The organism is Streptococcus sp. SS4 (assembly GCF_030440125.1).
GTDB lineage: Bacteria > Bacillota > Bacilli > Lactobacillales > Streptococcaceae > Streptococcus.
The window spans coordinates 60,101-86,589 of the sequence record NZ_JAQFJM010000011.1; the positions used below are offsets into that span (position 1 = coordinate 60,101).

General features: G+C 36.3%; 28 protein-coding genes and 1 pseudogene. 24 read left to right on the forward strand and 5 right to left on the reverse strand.

Translation table 11 applies throughout. The features are described 5' to 3' along the window. Nucleotides 1-2: 2 nt before the first annotated feature. The 5 genes and pseudogenes from PCY16_RS09965 to PCY16_RS09985 form a co-directional block, all read right to left on the reverse strand. Nucleotides 3-884, reverse strand: coding sequence for an ABC transporter ATP-binding protein (locus PCY16_RS09965; protein WP_037611212.1), 882 nt, complete (start codon nt 882-884; stop codon nt 3-5). Beyond that, nucleotides 877-1,302: an Msa family membrane protein gene (locus PCY16_RS09970; protein ID WP_037611206.1), complete on the reverse strand. Its 426-nt coding sequence runs from the start codon at nt 1,300-1,302 to the stop codon at nt 877-879. The genes PCY16_RS09965 and PCY16_RS09970 overlap by 8 nt, the downstream gene beginning before the upstream one ends. 12 nt (nt 1,303-1,314) lie before the next feature. Continuing rightward, nucleotides 1,315-1,896: a CPBP family intramembrane glutamic endopeptidase gene (locus PCY16_RS09975; RefSeq protein ID WP_051413952.1), complete on the reverse strand. Its 582-nt coding sequence runs from the start codon at nt 1,894-1,896 to the stop codon at nt 1,315-1,317. Nucleotides 1,897-2,269: 373 nt separating this feature from the next. Then, nucleotides 2,270-2,587, reverse strand: a pseudogene (locus PCY16_RS09980) (IS30 family transposase); the annotation flags it as partial. A gap of 456 nt (nt 2,588-3,043) precedes the next feature. Next, nucleotides 3,044-3,415 (reverse strand): hypothetical protein, encoded by a 372-nt coding sequence (locus PCY16_RS09985; RefSeq protein WP_037611208.1) that lies wholly within the window; start codon nt 3,413-3,415, stop codon nt 3,044-3,046. Between the two features lie 362 nt (nt 3,416-3,777). On the opposite strand from PCY16_RS09985, the gene PCY16_RS09990 reads away from it, so the two are divergent. The 24 genes from PCY16_RS09990 (at nt 3,778) to PCY16_RS10105 (ending at nt 26,171) form a co-directional block, all read left to right on the forward strand. Further along, nucleotides 3,778-4,686: a hypothetical protein gene (locus PCY16_RS09990; RefSeq protein WP_037611209.1), complete on the forward strand. Its 909-nt coding sequence runs from the start codon at nt 3,778-3,780 to the stop codon at nt 4,684-4,686. A 621-nt stretch (nt 4,687-5,307) separates the two neighbouring features. Next, the gene (locus PCY16_RS09995; protein WP_301354547.1) at nt 5,308-5,757 is read left to right on the forward strand and encodes a CopY/TcrY family copper transport repressor; all 450 of its coding nucleotides are present in this window, start codon (nt 5,308-5,310) and stop codon (nt 5,755-5,757) included. 19 nt (nt 5,758-5,776) lie between these two features. After that, nucleotides 5,777-7,774, forward strand: a complete 1,998-nt coding sequence (locus tag PCY16_RS10000; protein ID WP_301354548.1) for a heavy metal translocating P-type ATPase — start codon at nt 5,777-5,779, stop codon at nt 7,772-7,774. A gap of 706 nt (nt 7,775-8,480) precedes the next feature. Then, on the forward strand, nt 8,481-9,095 hold the full coding sequence (locus PCY16_RS10005) for a CadD family cadmium resistance transporter (protein WP_301354549.1): 615 nt from the start codon (nt 8,481-8,483) through the stop codon (nt 9,093-9,095). An 11-nt stretch (nt 9,096-9,106) separates the two neighbouring features. Next, nucleotides 9,107-9,445 (forward strand): Cd(II)/Zn(II)-sensing metalloregulatory transcriptional regulator CadX, encoded by a 339-nt coding sequence (cadX, locus tag PCY16_RS10010; RefSeq protein ID WP_118172276.1) that lies wholly within the window; start codon nt 9,107-9,109, stop codon nt 9,443-9,445. Nucleotides 9,446-9,490: 45 nt separating this feature from the next. Then, nucleotides 9,491-9,625 carry a hypothetical protein gene (locus tag PCY16_RS10015; RefSeq protein ID WP_002889641.1) on the forward strand — a complete coding sequence of 45 codons (135 nt, stop codon included), beginning with the start codon at nt 9,491-9,493 and terminating at the stop codon, nt 9,623-9,625. 69 nt (nt 9,626-9,694) lie between these two features. After that, a complete protein-coding gene (locus PCY16_RS10020) occupies nt 9,695-9,979 on the forward strand; it encodes a hypothetical protein (protein ID WP_014334291.1) in 285 nt (94 codons plus the stop codon). A gap of 605 nt (nt 9,980-10,584) precedes the next feature. After that, nucleotides 10,585-11,166, forward strand: coding sequence for a hypothetical protein (locus PCY16_RS10025; protein ID WP_301354550.1), 582 nt, complete (start codon nt 10,585-10,587; stop codon nt 11,164-11,166). A gap of 3 nt (nt 11,167-11,169) precedes the next feature. Then, the gene (locus PCY16_RS10030; RefSeq protein ID WP_002886384.1) at nt 11,170-11,379 is read left to right on the forward strand and encodes a helix-turn-helix transcriptional regulator; all 210 of its coding nucleotides are present in this window, start codon (nt 11,170-11,172) and stop codon (nt 11,377-11,379) included. Nucleotides 11,380-12,070: 691 nt separating this feature from the next. Further along, nucleotides 12,071-12,484, forward strand: coding sequence for an LPKTxAVK-anchored surface protein (locus PCY16_RS10035; protein WP_002889684.1), 414 nt, complete (start codon nt 12,071-12,073; stop codon nt 12,482-12,484). 86 nt (nt 12,485-12,570) lie between these two features. Continuing rightward, on the forward strand, nt 12,571-13,407 hold the full coding sequence (srtB, locus tag PCY16_RS10040) for a class B sortase, LPKTxAVK-specific (RefSeq protein WP_002889691.1): 837 nt from the start codon (nt 12,571-12,573) through the stop codon (nt 13,405-13,407). Between the two features lie 166 nt (nt 13,408-13,573). Beyond that, nucleotides 13,574-14,791, forward strand: a complete 1,218-nt coding sequence (locus PCY16_RS10045) for a CapA family protein (RefSeq protein WP_301354551.1) — start codon at nt 13,574-13,576, stop codon at nt 14,789-14,791. A gap of 320 nt (nt 14,792-15,111) precedes the next feature. Then, entirely contained in the window at nt 15,112-15,378 is a 267-nt protein-coding gene (locus PCY16_RS10050; protein ID WP_002889695.1) for an ACT domain-containing protein, read from the forward strand. Nucleotides 15,379-15,395: 17 nt separating this feature from the next. Further along, nucleotides 15,396-16,733: a PFL family protein gene (locus PCY16_RS10055; RefSeq protein ID WP_301354552.1), complete on the forward strand. Its 1,338-nt coding sequence runs from the start codon at nt 15,396-15,398 to the stop codon at nt 16,731-16,733. Nucleotides 16,734-16,848: 115 nt separating this feature from the next. Next, nucleotides 16,849-17,553 (forward strand): histidine phosphatase family protein, encoded by a 705-nt coding sequence (locus PCY16_RS10060; protein ID WP_195413968.1) that lies wholly within the window; start codon nt 16,849-16,851, stop codon nt 17,551-17,553. Beyond that, on the forward strand, nt 17,540-18,337 hold the full coding sequence (locus PCY16_RS10065) for a M15 family metallopeptidase (RefSeq protein ID WP_195413969.1): 798 nt from the start codon (nt 17,540-17,542) through the stop codon (nt 18,335-18,337). The genes PCY16_RS10060 and PCY16_RS10065 overlap by 14 nt, the downstream gene beginning before the upstream one ends. Next, nucleotides 18,334-18,918 (forward strand): glycoside hydrolase family 73 protein, encoded by a 585-nt coding sequence (locus tag PCY16_RS10070; protein WP_195413970.1) that lies wholly within the window; start codon nt 18,334-18,336, stop codon nt 18,916-18,918. Before PCY16_RS10065 ends, PCY16_RS10070 begins: the two co-directional genes overlap by 4 nt. Nucleotides 18,919-19,107: 189 nt before the next feature. Beyond that, on the forward strand, nt 19,108-20,142 hold the full coding sequence (hrcA, locus tag PCY16_RS10075) for a heat-inducible transcriptional repressor HrcA (RefSeq protein ID WP_004182170.1): 1,035 nt from the start codon (nt 19,108-19,110) through the stop codon (nt 20,140-20,142). Between the two features lie 38 nt (nt 20,143-20,180). Next, nucleotides 20,181-20,705 (forward strand): nucleotide exchange factor GrpE, encoded by a 525-nt coding sequence (grpE, locus tag PCY16_RS10080; protein WP_002886396.1) that lies wholly within the window; start codon nt 20,181-20,183, stop codon nt 20,703-20,705. Between the two features lie 85 nt (nt 20,706-20,790). Then, complete coding sequence (gene dnaK, locus PCY16_RS10085) at nt 20,791-22,614, forward strand: molecular chaperone DnaK (protein ID WP_014633800.1); 1,824 nt, start codon at nt 20,791-20,793, stop codon at nt 22,612-22,614. A gap of 353 nt (nt 22,615-22,967) precedes the next feature. Then, nucleotides 22,968-24,101 carry a molecular chaperone DnaJ gene (gene dnaJ, locus PCY16_RS10090; protein ID WP_070576148.1) on the forward strand — a complete coding sequence of 378 codons (1,134 nt, stop codon included), beginning with the start codon at nt 22,968-22,970 and terminating at the stop codon, nt 24,099-24,101. Nucleotides 24,102-24,207: 106 nt separating this feature from the next. Continuing rightward, on the forward strand, nt 24,208-24,954 hold the full coding sequence (gene truA, locus PCY16_RS10095; protein ID WP_070576151.1) for a tRNA pseudouridine(38-40) synthase TruA: 747 nt from the start codon (nt 24,208-24,210) through the stop codon (nt 24,952-24,954). Next, entirely contained in the window at nt 24,947-25,708 is a 762-nt protein-coding gene (locus PCY16_RS10100; protein WP_070576154.1) for a bifunctional hydroxymethylpyrimidine kinase/phosphomethylpyrimidine kinase, read from the forward strand. The genes truA and PCY16_RS10100 overlap by 8 nt, the downstream gene beginning before the upstream one ends. Further along, nucleotides 25,698-26,171 carry an ECF transporter S component gene (locus PCY16_RS10105; protein ID WP_070576157.1) on the forward strand — a complete coding sequence of 158 codons (474 nt, stop codon included), beginning with the start codon at nt 25,698-25,700 and terminating at the stop codon, nt 26,169-26,171. The genes PCY16_RS10100 and PCY16_RS10105 overlap by 11 nt, the downstream gene beginning before the upstream one ends. Nucleotides 26,172-26,489: the final 318 nt, after the last annotated feature.

Here is a 26,489-nt window from a genome sequence, read left to right on the forward strand (position 1 = left end):
TCCTATTCCTCCACAAATAATCTTTCTAAACTATCCTTTTTTGATAAAACATTATTAATTAGCTTAGCAACTGCAAGTTGTTCCAAGATACTATTTAATGCTTCATTATTTACAGAATTATCAATTTCAATATTATTTTCACTATACTTTAAGCTATATTTTTTCACAAGATTCTCTATCAAATGATTATCTTCATCTCTGAAAATCTCATTCAGCTCTATTATAATACTATTTTGCTCCGTACTGATTTTATCATCAATTATCCCTGATTCAATGAAAAGATAACGTGTACACAAGTCTTCTAATTCTGCTAACTGATGACTAGATATTATCATTGATGTTTTATTAACTTTTGACCATTGTTTTAAAATTTCCAATAAATTTTTAACACCAATAGGATCTAAACCCACAAAAGGCTCATCTAATAACACAAATTGAGGTTCCGTAACAAGAGCCAATGCTAAAGCAGTTCTTTGTTTCATACCAAAAGAAAAATCTATAGGTTTTCTATCTTTAGCTTCCCAAAGTCCGACTAATTTCAGTATTTTTTCGATATTATCTTGATACTGTTCTTTCTTATGAATTTTAAGATATAACTTTAAGTTTTCTTCAACACTAATTTGTGGAAAGAATACAGGTTCTATCATGATTCCAAAATCTTTAAGAATATTATCTTCTTTAAAAATGTCCCTACCATTAAAAAAAACAGTCCCTTCTGTAGGATTTTGAGATTTTGCTAATATTTTGAGCAAAGTACTCTTCCCTGAACCATTTTTACCTACTAAACCTATAATATCTCCCTCTTCAATCGTAAAATTAGCATTTTCTAAAGAATAAAAAGCATTACCCTTATATTTTTTTCCTAACCCTTTAACTTCAATTATTGCCATTTTTCTTCACCATACGTTCCATAACTTTTATGCTAATATACTCTACCAAGAAATAAAGTAAGGCTACAAATACAATTTGAGAAGGCTCAATTAAACTATTATTTATCTTGATATACATTTCTCCACTTGTTATTGTATTTTTTTGAATAAAACTAGTCCAGACACTAGAACCTTTTAAAAATAGCCCTATAATAATGTAAGCAATTAAAGAGATTGCTGGAAAAATAAAACAATAGGTTGGCTTTACATGCTTTTTTAAAATCGCTAAAACTGAAAGTATTAAATTCAATATAATTGGAAACAGATAAATAATAAAAATAAATCCTAAAATTGTTAAGCTTGATAAAAATTTTGTCCCAACAACAATCAAAAATATATTTATTATGCTTGCAATAATAACATAAAGTAACAAAAAATCTCCTCCTTAGCCAAGAAAAACCCCCACACAAATATTATAAAGCCAGTGAAATGCAATTGAACTTTGTAATCCAAAATAATCTGCTAAAATATATAAAATAATACTAGCAGGAAACTTCACCACAAAATTTAACAAAAAATCACCATTTAAATGTAAAAGAATTGCAAATACTAGAGAACCTAAAATAAAAGCCTCTCGTTTTGTAAAACAAGACAATAATACACTTAAAATAATTCCTCTGAATAAAAATTCCTCACAAGTTGCTATAATTAATGCATGTATTGTTTCTCCTGATTTAAAAACAAAAATAGAAATAAACAGAATAACAATCAATAAAATAATAGCAAAAACAATATTAAACTTAGGCTTAATAAATTTAAATCCTAAAAGGTGTAAAAATAATAACGGTATTGCTATAAAACCTACTGAAGATGAAAAAGCCAAAATACAATTAATAATCATTTGATTGTCTACACTCCAAAAAAGAGCAAAGACATTACCAATATTAACAAATAAACCTGCTAATACCACCATACCAATTGAAATGATTATTGCTTCAAATTTACTATGGGATTCTTTCATAAACATAAATTAAACTTTTAACAAAAATAAAAACAGTTGAGAGAATCAGCTACCTTTCTCTCAACTGCAACCATCAGTAGCTACTGTAATAATTGACACATACAGTAAGGTAATTATATCTTACCAGTGCCAATTTTTACCAGTGTATCCAAATTTTACGAAACCAACATTAACTTCGTTGCGTGAAAATAATTTTTTTAGGAACTTCATGATAATACCTCCAACTATTAATCATATGTTAACCTGCTAACACCATTATTGTATTACAAACGTTTTCCTATGTCAAGAAAAAATTACAAAACTTTAAATAATTTCAAACTTTCCTCTAATTATCAAGTCAAGTGCAACAAAGTTGTTCATCTGATTAAGTGAGTATCTTTCAAGCTGTTTGAGTTAGCTCAAACAGCTTTTTTGCGGACTGATAGCCATGAATTCGTCTAGGTCTTTCATTGATAGCCTTTGTATAGTCCTCTAAAAGATTCTGATTTAGTTCTTTTAACGAACACCCCTTCGGAATGAACTCTCTTAGTAGTCCATTGAAATTCTCATTTGTTCCTCGTTCATAAGATGAATAGGCATGTGCAAAATAAACATCTAATCCCTCTATTTTACTCAATGATGAAAATTCGTTTCCATTATCTGCAGTTATGGACTTAATGGGATAAAGTTTCATACACTCTAAGACTGCTTGATTGACATCACATCCATGAATAAAAGTTTAACTTTAGCACCTACTGGATATTTTCTAAGTAATTCTTTCTTATTAAATGTATTCATTTTAGCCTCCTTAATAAATAGAAAAGCCACTTCATAATCGAAGTGGCTTTAGTGCTTTTACCCATAATATTCTATTTTAGACGGCTCAATAACCTCATTATAGAAATTCTCTACGCTCATCATAACGTATCCTTTTGATCGTTCAGGTGTAGACAGGACAAGTTCTTCATATGAAGATAGAGAAGTAACGTCATTTAGCAAGACATTCAATTCTTTGGTCTTGCAAAGTTAGTATAGTTCATTGCTGAAAGTTGATAGTTGTTCCGAATGATTAGAATGAAAAACATTCTTTTGGATTCTGATTTCTAGGTTTTGGATAAAATCATATAGATTATCATAGATTTCTGAGTTGATTTCCATTCAAATGACCTCCTTTTTAGTTTTGTAATTCATTGTATTTCTTGACGGCTTTTTTATAAGCATTAGTACCTTCTTTATAGTACTCATGTTCAGTACCACTAATATCAACGGTGATGACTCCATCAGAATGTTTGTAAGTCACTTCTTTGGCTGAAGCATCTTCACCAGAAAGTTCAAAGGTGTTGTTTTTACTATTGATGGTGAATTTGTCGTACTCCCCCTTCTCAATCGTACCTTCAATACCTTTGATAGTGAATGACAACTCATTTCTTAGACCATTTTCGGTATCAATCCAGTAGTAATTGCCATCTAGTTTGTCTTGTGATGAGCAAGAAAAGAGAAGGAAAGCTGATAAGGTAAGAAGTAGAATTGATAAGATTTTTTTCATGATGAATTTCTCCTTTTCTACTATATGTAATAGGTAATTATTTCTCCATCATAATACGGGATGCTTTTTCTATTTCCCTCAATTTTTTAAGAAGTTTATATTTGAAAAAAACAATTATTTTTGAGCTAGCAATTAGCGCAATAATTGATAATGAAAGTAGTAGAATCTCTATCAATCTTATCATAAAATACACATCTTTTTATAGTTTTTTACCAAAAGAATTTTATAGGATTATGCTAATGTCTGCTATAACGGCAAATAATCAACTTTCGGGAAAATTGTTGTTTTTCAGAAAGTCAAGATTTTGTTGTTATTTATGATATACTTATACTGTAATTATATCCTTTGATGAGGTGAAATTTATGGATAATGTAGTGAGATTACACTTGAAGACTGGGACTGATTCTAGGCAGGAATTGGTGGATTTCTGTTTAAATAGTAAAAAACAGTATGTTGCTATTGGGTGGAGTAGTCAGAGTGAAGATCTCTATCGTGAGAGTTTTCAAGAGTATTATCAAAGGGTTAAAGAATTATCTGGAAGAGCTAACCCAGCAATTAACGTTTTTAGGGATGCAAAAGTAGACGACTTATTCTGGACAAGAGATCTAGATGGTAGATACTGGATTTGTAGAGTTAAATCGCCTGTTGAAGTAGTATGTGATAAACGATTGGATATTGGAGCAGTCTTACCAGTTGAAGCTTATAATTTTGGAATGCAAGTTCCTGGTCAAATTAAATCGTCCTTCAATAGGCCACGAGGTGGTACTGTTGAAAGAATTCGTGATAGAATAATAATTGAGTATTCGAAAACAATTTTTAATCAATTATCAAACAGTAAATATTATAAGGTTATTCCATATGAGGATAATCTTTTGGATAATCTACCGGATTTTGACTTAGAGGAACTTGTGATATCTTATTTGCAAATAGAAGAGAACTACTATGTTCTATCTAATTCAATAGCAAATAAATCTACTACAATTAAGATCGAGTGTGAAATGATTTCTAGAGAGGTTGGCAACTTTAGGAAAGCTGTGGTTCAGGTGAAGGGTAAGAAAGCGAAAGTACTTGATGCTTTAGATTTTAAACAATATGTTGAAGAGGGATATATAGTTTACTTATATGCACCGCAAGTAATTAATATAGATCAGATTGACAATGTGATTCGAATAGATAATGATGACCTATTAGATTTTTACAAGAAAAACAAACCCATACTCCCATTATCAATAACTCAGTGGGAAACTCTATTTGGGAGTAATAACAGCTAAGTTGTTTACTTGAAATTTCCCTCATTCAATAAAACTTATACAAATTTTTTGAAATAAAAAGGCAGTTGAAAACTATAGAATATTGATATTACATTATTTTTAGTCCAAATGAAACCCATACTTTCCAAACCAGGTCTTAAGAAAGCTCGTAAAGCTAGCCAGTTCTCAAAACGTTAATTCGTTACTGGACAGCAGAGTCCAAACGAAAACACTTTGCAACTTGCAAGGTGTTTTTTTGTATGAGAATTGGCGGTGCGCAATTAGGATAGCTCTAGCGACTTTAGTCGCATAGAGATATGCTATGCATAGTTGCCCCAAGAAAATAAGCGAAGCGACATTTGATTGGATGGCAACCACTGCACTCAAAACGTTAATCAATACGATTATCTCAACGTTTCAAGACATTCAAGAGATTTCTCTTGGATGTCTTTTTTGTATAAAAAATAGTTGTTTTTCGGAAAGTTAGCTATTAATATTTATCAATGATAAAAATAGCATGTTTTAAGGGACTGACCCCAAAAAGTGAGAATTTAATAAAAAGACTTGACATAATTCGTTTACAATGGTAAACTTCTTTTAAAGATATTCGTTTACATCTGTAGACAGCTAGGAGGAAGGAGAATGAGCACAATAGAATTTAATACTTATATCACAGATGCAGAATGGGAAGTCATGCGTGTAGTTTGGGCAAATGATCGAGTAACTAGTAAAAAAGTCATTTCCGTATTGCAAGAAAAAATGGACTGGACACAATCCACTATCAAAACGATCTTAGGTCGATTAGTTGGAAAAGGCGTACTAAATACAGAGAAAGAAGGTAGAAAGTTTATTTACACTGCCAATATTAAAGAGAAAGAAGCCGTAAGGAATTATGCAGAAGATATTTTTAAACGTATTTGCAATAAGAATGTCGGAAATGTAATCGGAAGCATCATTGAAGATCATGTTTTAAGCTTCGATGATATAGATCGACTAGAAAAAATATTAGAGATGAAAAAATCTTTCGCAGTAGAAGAAGTGGATTGCAATTGTCCAGAAGAACAATGCGAATGTCATTTACATCATCATTAAGCATAAGGAGGAATTTAAAATGAATAATGACAACAAATATTCGTCCCATAATCACAGCGGGCACAGTGGGCATGCCCACCATCATCACGGAAGCTTTAAGGAACTTTTCTTAAAGTCATTGCCACTAGGAATCATTATTATGTTCTTTTCCCCTTTGCATGGATTTAAACTACCATTCCAGTTTACTTTTCCATATTCTGATATTGTAGTAGCTGTTTTATCTACTATATTAATTATTTATGGCGGACGTCCATTCTATCAAGGTGCAGTTGACGAATTTAAACAAAAAAACCCTGGAATGATGGCACTCGTTTCTTTAGGTATAAGTGTTTCATATTTATACAGTATTTATGCTGTGATCATTACCTACGTAACGGGTGAACACGTGATGGACTTTTTCTTTGAATTTGCTTCATTACTATTAATCATGCTATTAGGTCACTGGATTGAGATGAAAGCTATTGGAGAAGCAGGAGACGCACAAGCAGAATTGGCTAAGTTAGTGCCGAAAGATGCTCACGTTGTATTAGAAGACGATTCAATTGAAACACGACCAGTTGCTGACTTAAAGGTAGGTGATTTAATTCGTGTTCAAGCCGGAGAAAATGTGCCAGCAGACGGGATTATCGAGCGTGGCGAATCACGTTTAAATGAAGCTCTTTTGACTGGAGAATCAAAAGCAGTTAAAAAAGGCCCTGGCGATGAAGTAATCGGGGGCTCAACAAATGGAGAAGGGGTTCTTTATATTAAAGTGCTTGAGACAGGTGATCAATCCTTTATCTCTCAAGTACAGACTTTAATTAGCCAAGCTCAAAGTCAGCCTTCCAGGGCAGAAAATATTGCGCAAAAGGTTGCAGGGTGGCTCTTCTATATTGCTGTTATTGTCGCGCTAATTGCTTTTGTAGTGTGGATGATTATTGGAGATATCCCAACGGCAGTTATATTTACTATTACTACATTAGTTATTGCTTGTCCGCACGCATTGGGTCTGGCTATTCCATTGGTAACCGCCCGTAGCACAAGCTTAGGAGCTAGCCGTGGCTTACTAGTAAAAGACCGCCAAGCCTTAGAAATAGCTCAAGATGCAGATGTGATGATTTTAGATAAAACGGGTACTTTAACAACTGGTGAATTTAAAGTATTAGATGTAAAACTTCTTAATGACAAATATACAAAAGAGGAAATCATTGCCTTATTGGCAGGTATTGAAGGAGGATCTAGCCACCCAATTGCTCAATCAATTATAAGTTTCGCCGAGCAGCAAAATATACGTCCAGCATCTTTTGATTCGATTGATGTGATTTCCGGTTCTGGAGTAGAGGGTAAAGCAGGTGGGCACCGTTACCAATTAATCAGTCAAAAAGCCTATGGACGTAATCTTGATATGGATACTCCAAAAGGAGCAACTCTTAGTGTCTTAGTAGAAAATGATGATGCCATTGGTGCTGTAGCTTTAGGGGACGAATTAAAACCAACGAGTAAAGAGTTAATTAAAGCTCTTAAAAAGAACAATATTCGACCAATTATGGCAACAGGTGATAATGAAAAAGCGGCTCAAGGCGCGGCAGTAGATTTAGGGATTGAATATAGATCAAATCAATCTCCACAAGACAAATATGAGTTAGTTAAAACACTTAAAGATGAAGGAAAGAAAGTTATCATGGTAGGTGATGGTGTAAATGATGCTCCTTCTCTTGCCTTAGCAGATGTTGGTATAGCTATAGGTGCTGGAACTCAAGTTGCGTTGGATTCAGCTGATGTCATATTGACTCAATCCGATCCAGGAGATATTGGATCATTCATTGATTTAGCACACAAAACAACTCGTAAAATGAAACAAAACCTATTTTGGGGAGCTGGTTATAACTTTATAGCTATCCCTCTAGCTGCAGGAATTTTGGCTCCTATTGGTATCACATTAAGCCCTGCATTAGGAGCAATCCTAATGTCTGTGTCAACAGTCATCGTCGCTATTAATGCTATGTTATTACGTTTAGATCCCAAAAATAACGGTTAACAGATTGAATGATGGAAACTCCTTAAAGTATCAAGATACAATAGTTTTACAGGAGAAAAAGAGATGTAAGTAATGGCTCTTTGTAAAATCGTGTTGGTAGAAGTAGACGATTTTTCTACCAACACGATTTTTAATTTATTATAGAACTGATTTCTGTTAAAATCCTAAAAGCCACCTATTTCGACAGTTTTATAGCTTGTTATTCTATTTTCTTGACAATAATACCACCGTCTCCACACGTTTTTTAACCATAAAAAGACACCTCCATGAGCATTTGATTATATTGTACCAAATCCAACTTGGAGGTGTTTTTATTTAATTCTCATTTACGGGGGTCAGTGCCAATTAAAATTGCGTATTTTTTATTTAAAATGTATTAGAATTAAATTCATATAAAATATGCACGAAAAATAAATCAAAATTAAAAAGTACAAATTAATGAAGTGATTATTGATAAAAATAGTTAATAATTGGTTAAACAAAATATATAACTCGTTTATAAATTTATAGAAATGAACCATTATAAATCTCCTCTTAAATATTGAAAAAACCATTGGCAGTGGACATACTTTAAGACTATATATTTCTGAAACTAGTTTCACAATACAAATATTGACATGCAATTATTAATTGGTGGATTTTAAGTTGACATCTACAAAGCTTAATGTTAGAATACATTCAAAAATATATTTGAATGAGGTATTTTATGATTCAAAATGTTGTTACTTCAATAATCCTGTATTCTGGGACAGCCGTAGACTTACTTATTATCCTAATGTTATTTTTTGCCAAAAGAAAAAGCAGAAAGGACATCATTAACATCTATTTAGGACAATTTCTAGGCTCTGTTAGTCTAATATTCCTAAGTTTGCTTTTTGCATTTGTCTTAAATTATATTCCTAGTAAAGAGATTTTAGGTTTACTCGGTTTGATTCCAATTTTCCTAGGCCTCAAAGTTTTGCTTTTAGGAGATTCTGATGGAGAAGCTATTGCAAAAGATGGTTTGCGAAAAGACAATAAAAACTTGATTTTTTTAGTCGCTATGATTACTTTTGCAAGTTGTGGCGCTGACAATATTGGTGTCTTTGTCCCATATTTTACTACCTTAAATTTAGCGAATTTGATAGTGACTTTACTTACTTTTCTAGTCATGATTTATCTCTTGGTTTTTTCTGCCCAAAAATTAGCACAAGTCCCTTCTGTTGGAGAAACTTTGGAGAAATATAGCAGATGGTTTATTGCCGTTGTCTATTTAGGATTGGGGATGTATATCCTGATTGAAAACAACAGCTTTGACATGCTAAGGACTGTGTTCGGCTAGGAGAAAAAATTATGAAAAAAGATAGTATCTGTCAAGTGGATGTTATAAATCAACAAAATGTTACAACCGCAACGAACTACCTTGAAAAGGAAAAAGTCCAAAAATCACTTCGTATTTTATCAAAGTTTACCGATAATAAACAGATAAATATCATCTTTTATCTCCTTGCTGTTGAAGAACTCTGTGTCTGTGATATAGCCTGTTTACTAGATCTCAGTATGGCATCTGCCTCCCACCATCTTCGTAAACTAGCCAATCAAAACATCTTGGATACTAGAAGAGAGGGGAAAATTATATATTATTTTATAAAAGATGAGGAAATCAAAGACTTTTTTAATCAACTAGGATAACAACTATTTTTACTACTTTACCATGATTATATATAGGACTTATCTATGAAATTTTTTGATGAAAATTACTCACAAGAAATACCTACTCGTATCAAATGTTTAAGAAAAAAGTATAATTTAAAGCAAAGCGACCTAGGTAATGCAGGTCAAGTTAGCCAAGTTGAAAAGGGAGGAATTTGAAAGGATTTGTATCTTTTATTTTTTGTTTCATTTATGCCCTATGCTACTGGAATAGTTAGTAGTCATTTCATGAATCATACGGCACAGCTCTTTTATGGACTGATCGTTATTGTTTCAACGGTAGCAAACTGGTTTTTACATAAAGTAATTGATAAACCCAATATAGATCAGAAAGAATTACTTGAAGCTACCGCACAATATAGGAAGTTATTGATACCTGACCTAATAATTAAAGGAGTGGGATTGATTCTATCCTTAATTCTCTATCCTCCGATTATGATGTATAGTGTTTTAATTGCGGCATTTTACATCATAACTTTAAAAACACTATCCGAAAAAAGAGTGAATAACTAAAAAACGGTGACCAAAGTTAGGTGTATTATTTTAATGCTTAGAGACCTAAACTATTCCCCTATTTTAAAAATATTGATTCAGATTTTATGAAATTAAAAAGTAGATATTGTTCAGAAAATCCTTGATATTACGCTGTTTTTAGTCCAACTGAAATCCATACTTTCCAAACTAGGTCTTAAGAAAGCTCGTAAAGCTAGCCAATTCTCTAAACGTTAATTGTTACTAGACAGCAAATTATAATCGAAAGCGCTTTGCAACTTGCAAGGTGTTTTTTGTATGAGAATTGGCGGTGCGCAATTAGGATAGCTCTAGCGACTTTAGTCGCATAGAGATATGCTATGCATAGTTGCCCCAAGAAAACAAGCGAAGCGATGTTTGATTGGATGGCAACCACTGCACTCAAAACGTTAATCGATACGATTATATCAACGTTTCAAAGCACTCAAGAGTTTACCTCATGGGTGCTTTTTTGTATAGATTTCTGAAAAATTGTTCAAAATCTTACTAGAGTTTTGTCTTCATCTTGAAATTCTTATAACAATGTGATATATTTATAACATATGAGGTGTGATGTATTTATAACATGATGAAAGAAGGTGACGAAAATGAAAATGTCGAAGAACTTAAAGATAATCCTTTATATCGCTAGCATGCTTATTGTTGTATGTTTAGTTTTATTGCTGGGGAATCACCTACCGATTCTAGCAAAAGGTGCTATTATGACGATGTCTTGGCTTCCTACGTATTTGGCTTGTACGATGCTATCGGTCCTCTCAAAATCAACCTATCAAAAGAAAGAGAAAAATATGTTTGGGATTACTGCAAAATTATATACAGTGCTTGTATTTCTCTCGTCCTCGATTTATACTATTGGAGTTTGGCTTCTAACTCCTGGTTCTTTGATTAAGAATATAATGTTAGGAGTTGGATTAAGTGTTCAGTTGTTATTAATGTTTTACTTCTTATTCAAGAGAATTAATGAAGAACCCGATGAACGATTTTATAGAAATATTGCAAAGTCCTCTTCCATTTTGTTTACAATAGCAATCTTTATATTATTGGGAATTGCAACCTTGATAGCCGTCTGTAAAGTTTTTGTTTTGAATGCTGGATTTCTTTATATTTTGGTGGCTTTTTTACTCTTATTATTTGCCATTACTTACTTTATCACTGAAAAAAGGGGATGAAATATGGCGAAAGAAAGTAAAATAAAGACTAACTTGAAAGAAGTAAGGGAAGCTTATGGTATGACTCAACAAGATTTAGCAGATCAAGTAGGAATACGGAGAGAAACGATTGTTCACTTAGAAAATAACCGCTACAACCCTTCGTTGGAAATGGCTTTAAAAATAGCACAAGTCTTTAATAAACAAGTGGAAGAACTATTTCGTCTGAAATAAGAGAAGTAAAACAATCCAATTGATTTGTGTATTAGTTTTTTGGAGACTTGTTATTCTGAGAAGAGGTCTTGGTAAGAGGGAGTGTTTTCAAAGGAATTTTCTTGACTTCACCTTAGTTGAAACGCATTCAAAAATAAGATAATAGTTTATTTTTCAAGCATTTTAACCCAATAATAGAACTTTTTAGGCCGAAATACTTTCAAAAATGCTAATGTTTCTCTAATCTATTCAATTTTGAGGTCTTGCATATTATGTAGTTATCATACAAAAGCGCTCAAAGTGAATGAGTACATTCATTTGAAAGATGATATTGTTATATACTTCAAACATATTATCAGTAAAGGGTTTTATACATCTATTAAATATCTCTTGATTTTTGGCCAAAAAACTTCACATAATAATGAATGTATATTTTACAAATTATGCTTTTATATATGATTTAAATTTGTATTTAAACTTAGCAGAGGACATAATAAATTACCTAAAATAACATTAAAATTAAAAATGATTAATTATTACTATTTGGTAACAGACTTCAAAAACCCTTTGTTTGTAGGAATTGTAGGATATATTAAAAATTTAAAAAAGTTTTTAAAAATTGTTGACATATCTCTAGATAGTGTTATAATCTATAGATGTCAGGGAGGTCCTGATACTAAATATATAATAATCCATTAGAGGAGAAACAATTATGAAAAAAGTATTGCTTACATCAGCTGCAGTTCTTGCAGTATTCGCTTCATCAGCAGCAGTTTTCGCTAACGACGGTAACGTTCACACTGGAAACCTTGATAACAAAACTGAAGCAACTGGTGGTGACTTCTTCACAAACAACGAAGGTGGTCTTACTCAAGCTGCTAAAGATGGTCTTAACAACGTTGACGCAGATTCAACTAAACAAAAATTTGAAGATGCTGGTGAACACATCGAACCAAAACGTGATGCTAACGGAAACATCATCAAAGATGAATTTGTAGTTACTGATAAAGCTAACGCTAACAAAGACGCTAAAGAAGAAGCTAAAGCTGTTAAAGCTGCAGAAAAGAAAGCTCCAGCAGCTAAAGCTGAAGCTAAAGCTCTTCCAAACACAGCAGCTGTTAAATAATTAACTGTTATTGCTAAAAAGAATATCACTGGAGCTTAAGCTTCGGTGATATTTTTCTATGGATAAAGAAAAGGATTTGACATTTCATGAGTAATCACAATCGTAAATCTAATGGATCTCGCAATAAACTGATTGCTGGGATTTCTGCCGTAGTAATTGCTGCTTTGGCAATTTTCCTTGGCTTCCAGTTTATGTCTCCAACAGCATCATCCTCTAATGGTGTTAAGAGTGTTTTAACGACTAAAAAAGCAAACACTTATAAAGTTTCAGATGAGGAGAAAGCCTACCTCAAAAATAAATTTGATGGTCTTGAGGCAACAAACCCTGATACTATCGCTTATGTCTATGCACCAGGGACTAAATTGGATGAGCCAGTTGTTCAAACAACGGACAATTCAACCTATTTAGATAAAACATTTGATGGAGGAAACGTTCCGTATTTGGGAACTGTCTTCATGGATACAGACAATAAGAAAGATTTCAGTGATCGTTTGACTTGGCTCTTCGGCCATGCTCGAGGCAGTAAGGTTGCTGATAGTCGTATGTTCAATGATGTTAACTACTATAGTGATCAGTCGTTCTTTGATAAACACAAATATGTTGTTATTGAGACGCCTCAACGTAAGTACTATTATGAAGCGCTTGCTATGGTAATTGTGCCTGAAGACACAGCTTTCTATCGTACATCATTTGAAAGCGATAAAGACTTTAAACAACAGTTGGATATTATCTATGATCAAGCAAGTGTTAAAAACAAGGATTTGAAGGTTAGTGCTTCAGATAAATACCTCGTTCTTTCGACTTGTCGTGAGGAAGATGAAACGATTCGTGCCAATCTCTACTTACGTCAAATTCCAGACTCTGAAATGTCTGATTTTGTAGCTAAACACGGTAAAGATTTGGAATACACACCAACACGCTAATCATTAACAAAACTCTACTTCATACTGAAGTAGGGTTTTTTATCTTGTCTAAGAAAACTGATCTTTTCAATCGTCGTGGAATTGAGATGTAACCGTTTATTAATCTTTTTTATCATCAATGGATAAGTTTTTTTGGTACACTAGAAGTATGAAAAAGGAGAGTATTATGAAACAGAGCCAGGCTAAAAAGCGTGACAATGCGATGACTAATAAGATTTTGATGGGGTTAATTGCTCTTGTCTTAGGTTTGCTTTTTCTTGAGATTTTAATTGTTCATAGTAAGAACGAACAGCAAAAGAATGCCTCGAACCAGATACAGACAGCACGTATCATGGCTAATGGGGACTTGCTCTATCATGACGGTCTCTATATGAGTGCTCTGCAGGCAGATGGTAGCTATGATTTCACGGAGAATTTTACTTATGTGAAGCCGTGGTTAAAGCAGGCTGATTTGGTTTTGGGTGATTTTGAGGGAACTATCAATCCTGACTATCCCTTGTCAGGTTATCCTCTGTTTAATGCTCCTCAATCAGTGACCGCAGCTATTAAGGATGCTGGCTATGATGTTATGGATTTGGCTCATAATCATATCTTGGATTCTGGTTTAGAGGGAGCTTTTACAACAGCTGATGCTTTTAAAAAAGTAGGAATTGATCCTGTTGGTGTTTATGAAAAGCCGGTGCGTGACAAGGCACCACTCCTCATCAAGAATGTTAATGGTATCAAGGTTGCAATACTTTCCTATGCTTATGGTTACAATGGTCTAGAGTCGAACTTAACGTATAAAGAGGTTGCAGATCACTTATCGAATTTGGATGAAAAACGTATGAAAGCTGAGATTCAGCGTGCAGAAAAAGAAGCAGATATCACGGTTATCATGCCTCAGATGGGTGTTGAGTATCGTTTGGAACCGACAGATGAACAGGTTAAACTCTATCATAAGATGATTGATTGGGGTGCCGATATTATCTTTGGAGGTCATCCTCATGTGGTTGAGCCTTCAAAGGTGGTTAAAAAAGATGGTCAGCAAAAACTTATTATTTACTCAATGGGGAATTTTATCTCTAACCAGCGCATAGAGACTATGGATGGTGTGGATAGTGCAGAGTGGACAGAGAGAGGTGTCTTAATGGATGTGACCCTTGAGAAAAAGAATGGTCAAACCACGATTAAGACGGCTCAAGCACATCCGACTTGGGTTAACCGTACGCCTAAAGGAACAACTTCGCCAGAGGGGTATCCTTTGTATACTTACCAAACTTATATTTTAGAGGATTTCATTAAAGGTGGTAAATATAGAAATAAACTAGATGAAGAGACCAAAGAACGTATCGATACTGCCTATAAAGAAATGAATGCCCATGTTAATTTAAAATGGAAATAAAGCTAAGATATCGCCTAAATTTGGCGGTATTTTTTGTTTATCGACAAGTTACCCACAGACTTATCCACAGGTGTGGATAAGTCTGTTAACTGTGTTGAATATTGATTTTTCAAGGTTTTAAAAGAAGGAAATTATTTAGGTTGTGAACAAGTTTATCCACAAGTAGTTAAGTCAAAGAGAGGATATTTTCATAAACGATAATGATTAAATGTTGCTGAAACATTCGTCTTTTTCAAGAAAAAGAGGCAATTTTCATAAAAAATAGCATTTTTAATCAAAATATGCTAAAATTATACAAAATAAAATGATGGAGGCTTCTCATGAAAGCAATTATTACAGTTGTAGGTAAGGACAAAGCAGGTATTGTTGCGGGTGTTGCGACTAAGGTGGCAGAACTTGGTTTGAATATTGATGATATTTCTCAAACAGTCCTTGATGAATTCTTTACCATGATGGCGGTTGTATCATCGGAAGGCAAACAAGATTTTACACACCTACGTGCTGAATTGGAAGCCTTTGGTGAGTCATTGAACGTTAAAATCAACATCCAAAGTTCAGCGATTTTTGATGCGATGCACAACTTGTAAGATAGGAGTAGCTTAAAATGGATATTAAACAGGTCACAGAAACCATTGCCATGATTGAGGAACAGAATTTTGATGTTCGTACCATTACCATGGGAATCTCACTCCTAGACTGTATCGATTCAGATATCGATAAGGCAGCGGAAAAAGTATATAACAAGATTATATCTAAGGCTAAGGATTTGGTAACTGTTGGCGACGAGGTTGCGGCTGAACTTGGTATTCCGATTGTTAATAAACGTGTATCTGTTACTCCGATTTCAATCATCGGTGCGGCAACAGATGCTACAGACTATGTACCTTTTGCGAAGGCGCTTGACCGAGCAGCTAAGGAAATCGGCGTTAACTTTATTGGTGGTTTCTCTGCGCTCGTTCAAAAGGGTTACCAAAAAGGTGATGAGATTCTTATCAATTCTATTCCACGTGCGCTTGCTGAGACTGATTTTGTCTGTTCGTCTGTCAACATTGGTTCAACAAAGACCGGTATTAACATGACAGCAGTACGTGACATGGGACGTATCATCAAAGAGGCTTCTCAGGCAGATCCAATGGGTCCAGGTAAATTGGTTGTCTTTGCCAATGCGGTTGAAGATAATCCATTTATGGCAGGTGCCTTCCACGGTGTTGGTGAGGCTGATGTTGTAATCAATGTTGGGGTTTCAGGTCCTGGTGTTGTGCAACGTGCAGTTGAGAAAGTTCCAGGCGAAAGTTTCGATGTTTTAGCTGAAACAGTTAAGAAGACTGCCTTCAAAATCACACGTGTTGGTCAGTTGGTTGGTCAAATGGCCAGTGAACGTCTTGGTGTCGAGTTCGGTATTGTAGATTTGTCTCTTGCGCCAACACCAGCAGTTGGTGATTCAGTAGCCCGTGTCCTTGAAGCGATGGGTCTTGAAGTTGTTGGTACACATGGTACTACTGCAGCTCTAGCTCTTCTTAATGACCAAGTTAAAAAAGGTGGTATCATGGCATGTAACCAAGTTGGTGGTTTGTCAGGTGCCTTTATTCCAGTTTCTGAAGATGAGGGTATGATTGCGGCTGTTAAATCTGGTCATATCAACCTTGAAAAATTGGAAGCTATGACAGCCATCTGTTCTGTTGGTCTAGACATGATTGCTATTCCTGCTGATACGCCAGATACTACAATCGCGGCCATGATTGCTGATGAAGCGGCTATCGGTGTTATTAACCAGAAAACAACAGCTGTTCGTATTATTCCTTATGGTAAGGAAGGTGACATGCTGGAACTTGGAGGTCTTCTTGGGTATGCACCGGTAATGAAGGTAAACAAAGCTTCATCGGCTGACTTCATTGCGCGTGGTGGTCAAATCCCAGCTCCTGTTCACAGCTTTAAAAACTAAACGGATGATAAATGCTTTGCCAATTGGTAAGGCATTTTCTGATGGTCTCGCTGGCTAGATAGTCGAGGGGATTTGTGCTATAATGAATTCAAAAATGACGGAAAGAAGGGGCGCTATGAGTAAGGTTAGGTTATATATTGCGAGACATGGCAAAACGATGTTTAACACCATTGGTCGTGCACAAGGTTGGTCTGATAGCCCTTTGACCCCATTCGGTGAAGAAGGTATTCGTGAATTGGGGATAGGTCTGAAAGCGGCAGGTATTCCTTTCAAGGCCGCATATTCTAGTGATTCAGGTCGAACGATTCAAACCATGGATATCATTTTGCGTGAGACGGGTTTAGAAACTATTCCCTATAAACGTGACAAACGTATTCGTGAGTGGTGTTTTGGTAGTTTAGATGGTGGCTATGATGGTGAACTTTTCTACGGTGTGCTACCGAGAACAGATGCTTTTCAAGGTAAGGATTTGCATGAGGTAACTTATCCTGAACTTGCACAAGGTATCCTTGATGTGGATACGGCTGGTTGGGCAGAGTCTTGGGAAGTGCTCAGAAAACGTATTATAGAAGGGTTTACAGCTATGGCTGAGGATCTTGAGAGGTCTGGTGGTGGTGATGCTATCGTCGTTAGTCACGGTATGACTATCGCAACTTTTGCATGGTTAATTGATCCTTCTGTCGAGCATCCTTCATTGGACAACGGTTCGGTTACTGTTGTTGCTTATGAAAATGGTAAATTTACATTAGAAGCACTTGGCGATATGACTTATCGTCAGGTTGGGCGAGAGATAATAGAAAAAGAAAATGGTAAAAAATAACTATCCAAGTCGCCGTCGGGCGAAAAAGCAAACCAACTGGTTTTTGGTTATCAGTAGTGTCTTGATTGCAGTTCTTTTAGTTGTAGCAGGACTTTATTCAGTATTTGGTGTCAGTCGTACAGTCCAACAAACCAGTGGATCGTCAATAACAAAAAGTAGTAAACAAGCTACCGATGCGACTCAAAGCAAGGATGCAAAGGGACTACCTGATGTATCGCCTAAAGACTGGCAATTGCTTTTGGTAAATCGAGATAATAAGTCTAAAGAACTTAACCCTGAGATTGCTGATGTCGATGGTGTTTCTGTAGATGCGAGAATTGCTAAGAATGTTAAGGAGTTTTTAGCGGCTGCTCAAGAAATTGATCCAAGTTATCACTTGATATCCGGTTATCGTAGTGTCGCTTATCAGACAGAACTTTATAACAGTTATGTTCAGCAGGAAATGGCTGCTGACCCAAGTTTGACGGAGTCTCAGGCGGAGAAAAAGGTTCAAACCTATTCACAACCACCAGGAGCGAGTGAACACCAGACAGGTCTTGCGATTGATATGAGTACTGTAGATAGCTTAAATGAAGCAGATCCAGATACAGTAGCTAAAGTCAAAGAGTTGGCGCCGAAATATGGCTTTGTTCTTCGTTTTCCAGATGGTAAAACATCATCAACTGGTGTAGGCTACGAGGATTGGCATTTCCGCTATGTTGGTAAAGAGTCAGCAGAGTATATGACTGAACATAATCTTACTTTGGAGGAATATTTGGCATTATTAAAGGAGAAAACTAAGTGAGACGACGTTTTAAACTAAAAGCCTTCATAACCTTAGTTGCTGTTTTCGCTTTAGGTATTGTCTTACCTTTGATTCTTCATGTCTCTACAGATGATAATGCTCGTTCGGTAAAGGTTGCTTACACGCAGCAAGAGTTTATTGAGACCTTAGCTCCAACAGCTCAAAAGATGTCTAAAAACTATGGTGTACCTGCGTCTATTCTCCTTAGTCAAGCTGCATATGAGTCGAATTATGGTAGCAGTCTTTTATCTGTTAAATACCATAACATCTACAGTCTGCTAGCTCAGCCGGGTCAAGAACGTATTCGTTTAAAAGATAGTATCTATAGTAAAGGTAAGTGGCAATACCAAAAGGTGGATTTTGCAGTTTTTAAGGATTGGTCAAGTTCTATGATGACTTATTTAGAAGAACTTCGCCAAGGAACGTGGGGCGAGTCGACCTATAAAGAGGTGGCAGGAACGACTAGTTATAAAGTTGCGGCAGAAAAACTACAAGCTGCGGGTTTTAGCAGTGATCCAGATTACGCCAAACACCTCATATCTATTATTGAGACCTATCATTTGTCAAAATATGATCGATAAGATTAGAGTACCTCGGAGGTGCTCTTTTTTGCTTCTCTAGGTCTTGAGATGTATTTTTAGCACTCTATCAAAAAGAGTGCTAATTTTTTTGTTTTTTGGGGTTGACATGTTCAAGTTTAGGTGTATAATAGAATCATAAGTTAGCAGTCGATGTGTTAGAGTGCTAATAAAAAGAAATGAGGTGACATCGTGATTACGCAAAGGCAAAACACTATTTTGAATTTGATAGTTGAGATGTTCACTCGTACACATGAACCGGTTGGTTCTAAAGCGTTACAAGAATCAATTGATTCGAGTTCAGCGACTATTCGTAATGACATGGCCAAGCTAGAAAAAATGGGCTATCTTGAAAAAGCTCATACTTCTAGTGGGCGTATGCCAAGCCGAGCAGGTTTCCAGTATTTTGTCGCTAATTCTTTGAATCTTGATACGATTGATGAACAAGATGTTTATCAAGTGGTTAAAGCTTTCGACTTTGAAGCTTTCAAACTTGAAGATATCTTGGATGCAGCGGCAAAGCTGCTGGCAGAAATGACAGGATGCACAGCGGTGATTCAAGATGTGGAACCGACACGACAACGTCTGACTGGATTTGACATTGTTCATCTATCCAATCACGACGCTTTAGCGGTTCTCACTCTAGATGAATCTAAGCCTGTGACAGTTCAGTTTGCTATTCCAAAGAATTTCTTGTCTAGTGATTTGGAAATTCTTCATAAGCTTGTTCAAGAACGTTTTTTGGGAAACACTGTCTTAGATATCCATTACCGATTGAGAACTGAGATTCCTCAGATTGTGCAGAAGTATTTCAAGATAACAGATAATGTTCTGGATTTGTTTGATTATATCTTTTCACAACTTTTTAAGGAATTGATTTTCATCGAAGGTAAGGTTGCATCACTGACTTATGCCGACTTAAAAACCTATCAATTTTTGGACAATCCACAACATGTGGCACTTGAGCTTCGATCAGCTATCTCCGATGATGAAGTGACCAAGATTTCGGTTGCAGAATCAACTGAAGAAGCGCTTGAAAATGTCACAGTTATGAGTCATAAATTCCTGATTCCTTATCGTGGGATGGCGCTCATGCATGTGATTGGCCCAGTTGAAATGGATTATCGTCGCATGGTTAGTTTGGTCAATGTTATTAGTAGAGTTTTGGTTATGAAGTTGACGGATTATTACCGTTACCTCAATAGTAACCATTATGAAGTTAGCTAAGATATAACATTTAAAAAGTATAGAAAGAGGTGTATGCCTTGACTGAAGATATTAAAAAAGAAGAAGTGAAAGAAGAGGAAGCTACTGAGACAACTGAAGAAGTTGTAGAGGAAGTAAGCGAACCTTCTGAACTTGAAGAAGCCCAAGCGCGTGCCGAAGAATTTGAAAACAAATACCTTCGTGCCCATGCAGAAATGCAAAATATTCAGCGACGTGCCAATGAAGAACGTCAACAATTGCAAAAGTATCGTAGCCAAGATTTGGCAAAAGCGATTTTGCCATCACTTGATAACCTTGAACGTGCTCTTGCCGTTGAGGGTTTGACTGATGATGTCAAAAAAGGCTTGGAAATGGTGCAAGAAAGTTTAGTACATGCTCTTAAAGAGGAAGGAATTGAAGAAATCCCAGCAGATGGTGATTTCGATCACAACTTCCACATGGCGATTCAAACAATGCCTGCAGATGATGAACATCCAGCAGACACGATTGCACAAGTTTTCCAAAAAGGGTATAAACTCCACGAACGCGTCTTACGCCCAGCTATGGTAGTTGTATATAATTAATTGAAAACTTGTCCGAAATGACAGAAAACTATGAATGAAAGATAAAAAAGCAAAATAGAAATTAAAGTAAAAAGGGGAAAAACATATGTCTAAAATCATTGGTATTGACTTAGGTACAACAAACTCAGCAGTAGCAGTTCTTGAAGGAACTGAATCAAAAATTATCGCAAACCCAGAAGGTAACCGCACAACTCCATCTGTTGTGTCATTCAAAAACGGTGAAATCATCGTTGGTGACGCTGCAAAACGTCAAGCAGTAACAAACCCAGATACAATCATCTCTATCAAATCTAAGATGGGTACTTCTGAAAAAGTTTCTGCAAACGGTAAAGAATACACACCACAAGAGATTTCAGCTATGATTCTTCAATACTTGAAAGGTTATGCTGAAGATTACCTTGGTGAAAAAGTAACTAAAGCAGTTATCACAGTTCCTGCTTACTTCAACGATGCACAACGTCAAGCAACAAAAGACGCTGGTAAAATCGCTGGTCTTGAAGTAGAACGTATCGTCAACGAACCAACAGCAGCAGCCCTTGCTTATGGTTTGGATAAGACTGATAAAGAAGAAAAAATCTTGGTATTCGACCTTGGTGGTGGTACATTCGACGTATCTATCCTTGAACTTGGTGACGGTGTCTTTGACGTATTGGCCACTGCAGGGGATAACAAACTCGGTGGTGATGACTTTGACCAAAAAATCATCGACCACATGGTTGAAGAATTCAAGAAAGAAAATGGAATCGACTTGTCAACAGACAAGATGGCTCTTCAACGTTTGAAAGACGCAGCAGAAAAAGCTAAGAAAGACCTTTCAGGTGTCACTTCAACACAAATCAGCTTGCCATTCATCACTGCCGGTGAGGCTGGACCTCTTCACTTGGAAATGACATTGACTCGTGCGAAATTCGATGATTTGACTCGTGACCTTGTAGAACGTACGAAAACTCCAGTTCGTCAAGCCCTTTCAGATGCAGGTTTGAGCTTGTCAGATATTGACGAAGTTATCCTTGTCGGTGGTTCAACTCGTATCCCTGCCGTTGTAGAAGCTGTTAAAGCTGAAACTGGTAAAGAACCAAACAAATCAGTTAACCCTGATGAAGTAGTTGCCATGGGTGCTGCTATCCAAGGTGGTGTTATTACTGGTGATGTCAAAGACGTTGTCCTTCTTGATGTAACTCCATTGTCACTTGGTATCGAAACAATGGGTGGAGTGTTCACAAAACTTATTGACCGCAACACTACTATTCCAACATCTAAATCACAAGTCTTCTCAACTGCAGCAGACAACCAACCAGCCGTTGATATCCATGTTCTTCAAGGGGAACGCCCAATGGCAGCAGATAACAAGACTCTTGGACGCTTCCAATTGACTGATATCCCAGCTGCACCTCGTGGTATCCCACAAATCGAAGTTACTTTCGATATTGATAAGAACGGTATCGTATCTGTTAAAGCTAAAGACCTTGGAACTCAAAAAGAACAAACAATTGTCATCCAATCTAACTCTGGTTTGACAGACGAAGAAATTGAAAAGATGATGAAAGATGCTGAAGCAAATGCTGAAGCAGATGCAAAACGTAAAGAAGAAGTAGATCTTCGTAACGAAGTTGACCAAGCTATCTTTGCGACTGAAAAAACAATCAAAGAAACAGAAGGTAAAGGCTTCGACACAGAACGTGATGCTGCTCAATCAGCTCTTGATGACCTTAAGAAAGCTCAAGAATCAGGCAATCTTGATGATATGAAGGCTAAATTGGAAGCTCTTAACGAAAAAGCTCAAGCTCTTGCAGTTAAACTTTACGAACAAGCTGCAGCAGCACAACAAGCTCAAGCAGGAGCAGAAGGTGCACAAACAGCAGATAACCCAGGCGACGATGTCGTAGACGGAGAGTTTACTGAAAAATAAGATGTAAAGTCCATTAAAACCTCACAGTGAAAATAGGAAGATTTCTCTTTTTCACCAAGAGGTTAGGGCGTGCTCAGTTCGGTAAGGTGTTGAGCTTAGCTAGTAAATGATAAAAAGAAATCCAGAGGTTGCAAACCAGCCTCTGTTTTTCGCTAAAATAAGTGAAGTGAATATAAGATATAGTTTTACTTCGTATCGTAACAAATATAAAATAGAAAGGAACAAAGAGTGTTCGTCGTTGAACACGGGCTATGGATTAAGCAAAAAAGATAGTTGGTTTCAAGGGACTAGGTGTTCATCTTCAAAACTATTACTTTGGCTTTCTCCATTAGATGCCCTTTGTATCTAAAATTATGAACAATACCGAATATTACGATCGTCTTGGGGTATCTAAGGATGCCTCTCAAGATGAAATTAAACGTGCCTATCGTAAGATGTCTAAGAAATACCACCCAGACATTAATAAAGAACCGGGTGCGGAAGAAAAATATAAAGAGGTTCAAGAGGCCTACGAAACTTTAAGTGATGACCAAAAACGTGCAGCCTATGACCAATACGGACCAGATGGTGCGAATGGTTTTGGTGGTCAAGGAGGCTTTGGTGGCTTCGATGGTGGTGCAGGCTTTGGTGGCTTTGAGGATATCTTCTCTAGCTTCTTTGGTGGTGGTGCTACTCGTAACCCGAATGCTCCACGTCAAGGTGATGATCTTCAGTACCGTGTCAACCTAAGCTTCGAAGAGGCGATTTTTGGTGCCGAAAAAGAAGTTCACTACAATCGTGAAGCAACATGTAAGACATGTTCGGGATCTGGTGCAAAACCTGGCACAAGCCCTGTAACTTGTGGTCGCTGTCATGGTCAAGGGGTTATCAATGTCGATACGCAAACACCACTTGGTATGATGCGTCGTCAAGTAACCTGTGATGTTTGTCATGGAACAGGTCAAGAAATTAAAGAGCCATGTCAAACTTGTCATGGAACAGGGCATGAAAAACAAAGCCATAAAGTATCTGTCAAGATTCCAGCAGGTGTTGAAACAGGTCAACAAATCCGTCTTGCTGGTCAAGGTGAAGCTGGTTTCAATGGTGGACCTTATGGAGATCTCTTTGTAATCATCAATGTTAATCCAAGTGATAAATTTACGCGTGATGGATCAACGATTTACTATACACTTAACATTTCTTTTGTCCAAGCAGCTCTTGGTGACACTGTCGAAGTACCAACAGTTCATGGCAATGTTGAGATGACCATTCCAGCAGGAACTCAAACAGGCAAAACTTTCCGTCTAAAAGGAAAGGGTGCTCCACGTCTTCGTGGAGGTTCACAAGGAGACCAACACGTTACAGTTAAGATTGTAACTCCTACGAAGCTAAATGATGCTCAAAAAGAAGCTCTCCTTGCATTCGCCAAAGCAAGTGGTGATGAAAAGATTGTACCACAGAAAAAAGGTTTCTTTAACAAGGTAAAAGACGCTTTAGAAGATTTATAAAGGAAGGACGCTTAATGCGTCTTTTTCTTTATGACAAAAATCTGTATGGGGTCAGTTGGTGATCGACCTACTTTTTATCCTTGAAAAAATCTGATATGATAATTCTATGGTTAGATACAAAGCGACAATTTCCTATGATGGTACACTTTTCTCAGGTTTTCAAAGACAACCAAATGCACGTTCTATTCAAGAAGAGCTTGAAAAGACTCTCTTACGGTTAAATAGCGGTACACCTGTCACCGTTCATGGGGCGGGTCGGACAGATGCAGGTGTTCATGCCTATGGACAAGTTGTCCACTTCGATTTGCCCCAGGAGCGAGATCCAGAGAAGTTACGTTTCGGTTTAGATACGCAATGTCCAGATGACATTGATGTTGTTAGTATCGAACTTGTATCGGAGGAATTCCATGCACGATACAATAAACACAGTAAAACTTATGAGTTTCTAGTAGATGCAGGGCGACCTAAGAACCCCATGATGCGTAATTATGCCACCCACTATCCTTATCCTTTGAGTTTAGCTCCTATGCAGGAGGCTGCTAAGGATTTGGTCGGGACACATGATTTTACAGGCTTCACAGCTTCAGGAACTTCTGTAGAAAATAAAGAACGTACAATTACACAGGCTAGTGTATCTATCGATGAGAAAACTGGATTTTATATCTTTACTTTTTCTGGTAATGGTTTTCTCTATAAGCAAGTTAGAAATATGGTGGGTACCTTGTTAAAGATTGGCAATGGCCGCATGCCTGTTTCACAAGTGAAGACAGTGTTGGAAAGTCGTGACCGTAATCTTGCAGGACCAACAGCAGCAGGAAATGGGTTATATTTGAAGGAGATAAGATATGAGTGATGAATTGATTTTAGCGATTTCAGGGAATGATATTTTTAGTGGTGGCGGACTTCATGCAGATTTAGCGACATTTACCACAAATAAACAGCATGGATTTGTGGCTCTTACCTGTCTAACAGCTATGACTGAGAATGGTTTTGAGGTCATTCCGGTTGATACTAATGTTTTTAAACAACAACTTGACTCACTAAAAGATGTCCCCTTCTCAGCAATTAAAATTGGCTTGTTGCCTAACGTTGAGATCGCAGAATTAACGTTGGATTTTGTTAAAAATCATTCTGATATTCCAATTGTCTTGGATCCCGTTTTAGTATGTAAGGAGACTCATGACGTTGAAGTTTCTCAACTACGTGATGAATTGGTTAAATTTTTCCCTTATATCACGGTTATCACTCCGAACTTACCTGAAGTCGAACTGCTTATAGATAGAAAGGTCAAGACTCTTGATGATATGAAGCATGCGGCTAGCTATCTCAATGAATTAGGAGCTAAGACTATCGTTGTCAAAGGTGGAAACCGCTTGGATGGTAATAAAGCGATAGATGTCTTTTATGATGGAGCAGACTACAAATTGTTTGAAGAAGCTGTGTTGGATAAAAACAATACCGGTGCAGGATGTACATTTGCTTCAAGTATAGCTAGTGAATTAGTCAAAGGATGTTCAGAAATTGAAGCTGTAGCTAATGCTAAAGCCTTTGTTTTTGAATCAATTAAACAATCAAATGAATTTGGAGTAGTTCAATATGCAAAATAAGAAAACAAAAGAGCTAACATTATTAGCAATCTTAACAGCTTTATCAGTAACCTTTGGATTCGTAGCTAAAATTCCAACTCCGACAGGGCTCTTAACCTTGGTAGATGCGGGAATCTACTTCACAGCCTTCTATCTTGGGAAGAAAGAGGGGGCAATTGTGGGCGGATTGTCTGCTTTTCTGATAGATCTGCTATCATCTGCTCCGCAATGGATGTTTATCAGTTTGTTAATCCATGGTGCACAAGGTTATTTTGCTGGCTTAAAAGGGAACTATCGTATCCTAGGCCTTCTGATTGCAGCAGTTGTGATGGTGGGTGGCTATGCACTTGCTTCAGTATTTATGTATGGAACAGGAGCTTCAATCGCAGAAGTAATTCCTAATTTCTGCCAGAATGCCCTTGGCGTAGTTGTTGGATGGGTATTGTATCAAGGATTCAAAAAAGTTCAATCTAAAAAAGGTTAATAGATTTACTAAAACCCTATTGACAAGAACTAAATTGGGTGTTAGAATATAAAAGTTGTCTTAACAGACTTGCCACAAACTTGAAAAGGTTCCAAAACTTTAAAAAAGTTATTGACAAGATAAGTCAGAGATGATATTATAAATAAGCTGCTTCGGAAGGGGCGGCGAACACGAGAAGTAAAAAAACTTCGAAAAAAGTGTTGACAAGCTATTCTAGATTTGCTAGAATATAGGAGTTGTCTTAAGAGAGACAAAGACCTTTGAGAACTGAATAAGAAACCAAGTGCAGGGTTATGATAGAAGAAATTATAACCTGTC

What these genes read in the sequence shown, in the direction of transcription:
- PCY16_RS09975 (WP_051413952.1), bottom strand. Translation starts at nt 1,896, where the DNA reads ATGTTTATGAAAGAATCCCATAGTAAATTTGAAGCAATAATCATTTCA.
- PCY16_RS09985 (WP_037611208.1), bottom strand. Translation starts at nt 3,415, where the DNA reads ATGAAAAAAATCTTATCAATTCTACTTCTTACCTTATCAGCTTTCCTT.
- PCY16_RS09990 (WP_037611209.1), top strand. Translation starts at nt 3,778, where the DNA reads ATGGATAATGTAGTGAGATTACACTTGAAGACTGGGACTGATTCTAGG.
- PCY16_RS09995 (WP_301354547.1), top strand. Translation starts at nt 5,308, where the DNA reads ATGAGCACAATAGAATTTAATACTTATATCACAGATGCAGAATGGGAA.
- PCY16_RS10000 (WP_301354548.1), top strand. Translation starts at nt 5,777, where the DNA reads ATGAATAATGACAACAAATATTCGTCCCATAATCACAGCGGGCACAGT.
- PCY16_RS10005 (WP_301354549.1), top strand. Translation starts at nt 8,481, where the DNA reads ATGATTCAAAATGTTGTTACTTCAATAATCCTGTATTCTGGGACAGCC.
- cadX (WP_118172276.1), top strand. Translation starts at nt 9,107, where the DNA reads ATGAAAAAAGATAGTATCTGTCAAGTGGATGTTATAAATCAACAAAAT.
- PCY16_RS10015 (WP_002889641.1), top strand. Translation starts at nt 9,491, where the DNA reads ATGAAATTTTTTGATGAAAATTACTCACAAGAAATACCTACTCGTATC.
- PCY16_RS10020 (WP_014334291.1), top strand. Translation starts at nt 9,695, where the DNA reads ATGAATCATACGGCACAGCTCTTTTATGGACTGATCGTTATTGTTTCA.
- PCY16_RS10025 (WP_301354550.1), top strand. Translation starts at nt 10,585, where the DNA reads ATGAAAATGTCGAAGAACTTAAAGATAATCCTTTATATCGCTAGCATG.
- PCY16_RS10030 (WP_002886384.1), top strand. Translation starts at nt 11,170, where the DNA reads ATGGCGAAAGAAAGTAAAATAAAGACTAACTTGAAAGAAGTAAGGGAA.
- PCY16_RS10035 (WP_002889684.1), top strand. Translation starts at nt 12,071, where the DNA reads ATGAAAAAAGTATTGCTTACATCAGCTGCAGTTCTTGCAGTATTCGCT.
- srtB (WP_002889691.1), top strand. Translation starts at nt 12,571, where the DNA reads ATGAGTAATCACAATCGTAAATCTAATGGATCTCGCAATAAACTGATT.
- PCY16_RS10045 (WP_301354551.1), top strand. Translation starts at nt 13,574, where the DNA reads ATGAAACAGAGCCAGGCTAAAAAGCGTGACAATGCGATGACTAATAAG.
- PCY16_RS10050 (WP_002889695.1), top strand. Translation starts at nt 15,112, where the DNA reads ATGAAAGCAATTATTACAGTTGTAGGTAAGGACAAAGCAGGTATTGTT.
- PCY16_RS10055 (WP_301354552.1), top strand. Translation starts at nt 15,396, where the DNA reads ATGGATATTAAACAGGTCACAGAAACCATTGCCATGATTGAGGAACAG.
- PCY16_RS10060 (WP_195413968.1), top strand. Translation starts at nt 16,849, where the DNA reads ATGAGTAAGGTTAGGTTATATATTGCGAGACATGGCAAAACGATGTTT.
- PCY16_RS10065 (WP_195413969.1), top strand. Translation starts at nt 17,540, where the DNA reads ATGGTAAAAAATAACTATCCAAGTCGCCGTCGGGCGAAAAAGCAAACC.
- dnaK (WP_014633800.1), top strand. Translation starts at nt 20,791, where the DNA reads ATGTCTAAAATCATTGGTATTGACTTAGGTACAACAAACTCAGCAGTA.
- dnaJ (WP_070576148.1), top strand. Translation starts at nt 22,968, where the DNA reads ATGAACAATACCGAATATTACGATCGTCTTGGGGTATCTAAGGATGCC.
- truA (WP_070576151.1), top strand. Translation starts at nt 24,208, where the DNA reads ATGGTTAGATACAAAGCGACAATTTCCTATGATGGTACACTTTTCTCA.
- PCY16_RS10100 (WP_070576154.1), top strand. Translation starts at nt 24,947, where the DNA reads ATGAGTGATGAATTGATTTTAGCGATTTCAGGGAATGATATTTTTAGT.
- PCY16_RS10105 (WP_070576157.1), top strand. Translation starts at nt 25,698, where the DNA reads ATGCAAAATAAGAAAACAAAAGAGCTAACATTATTAGCAATCTTAACA.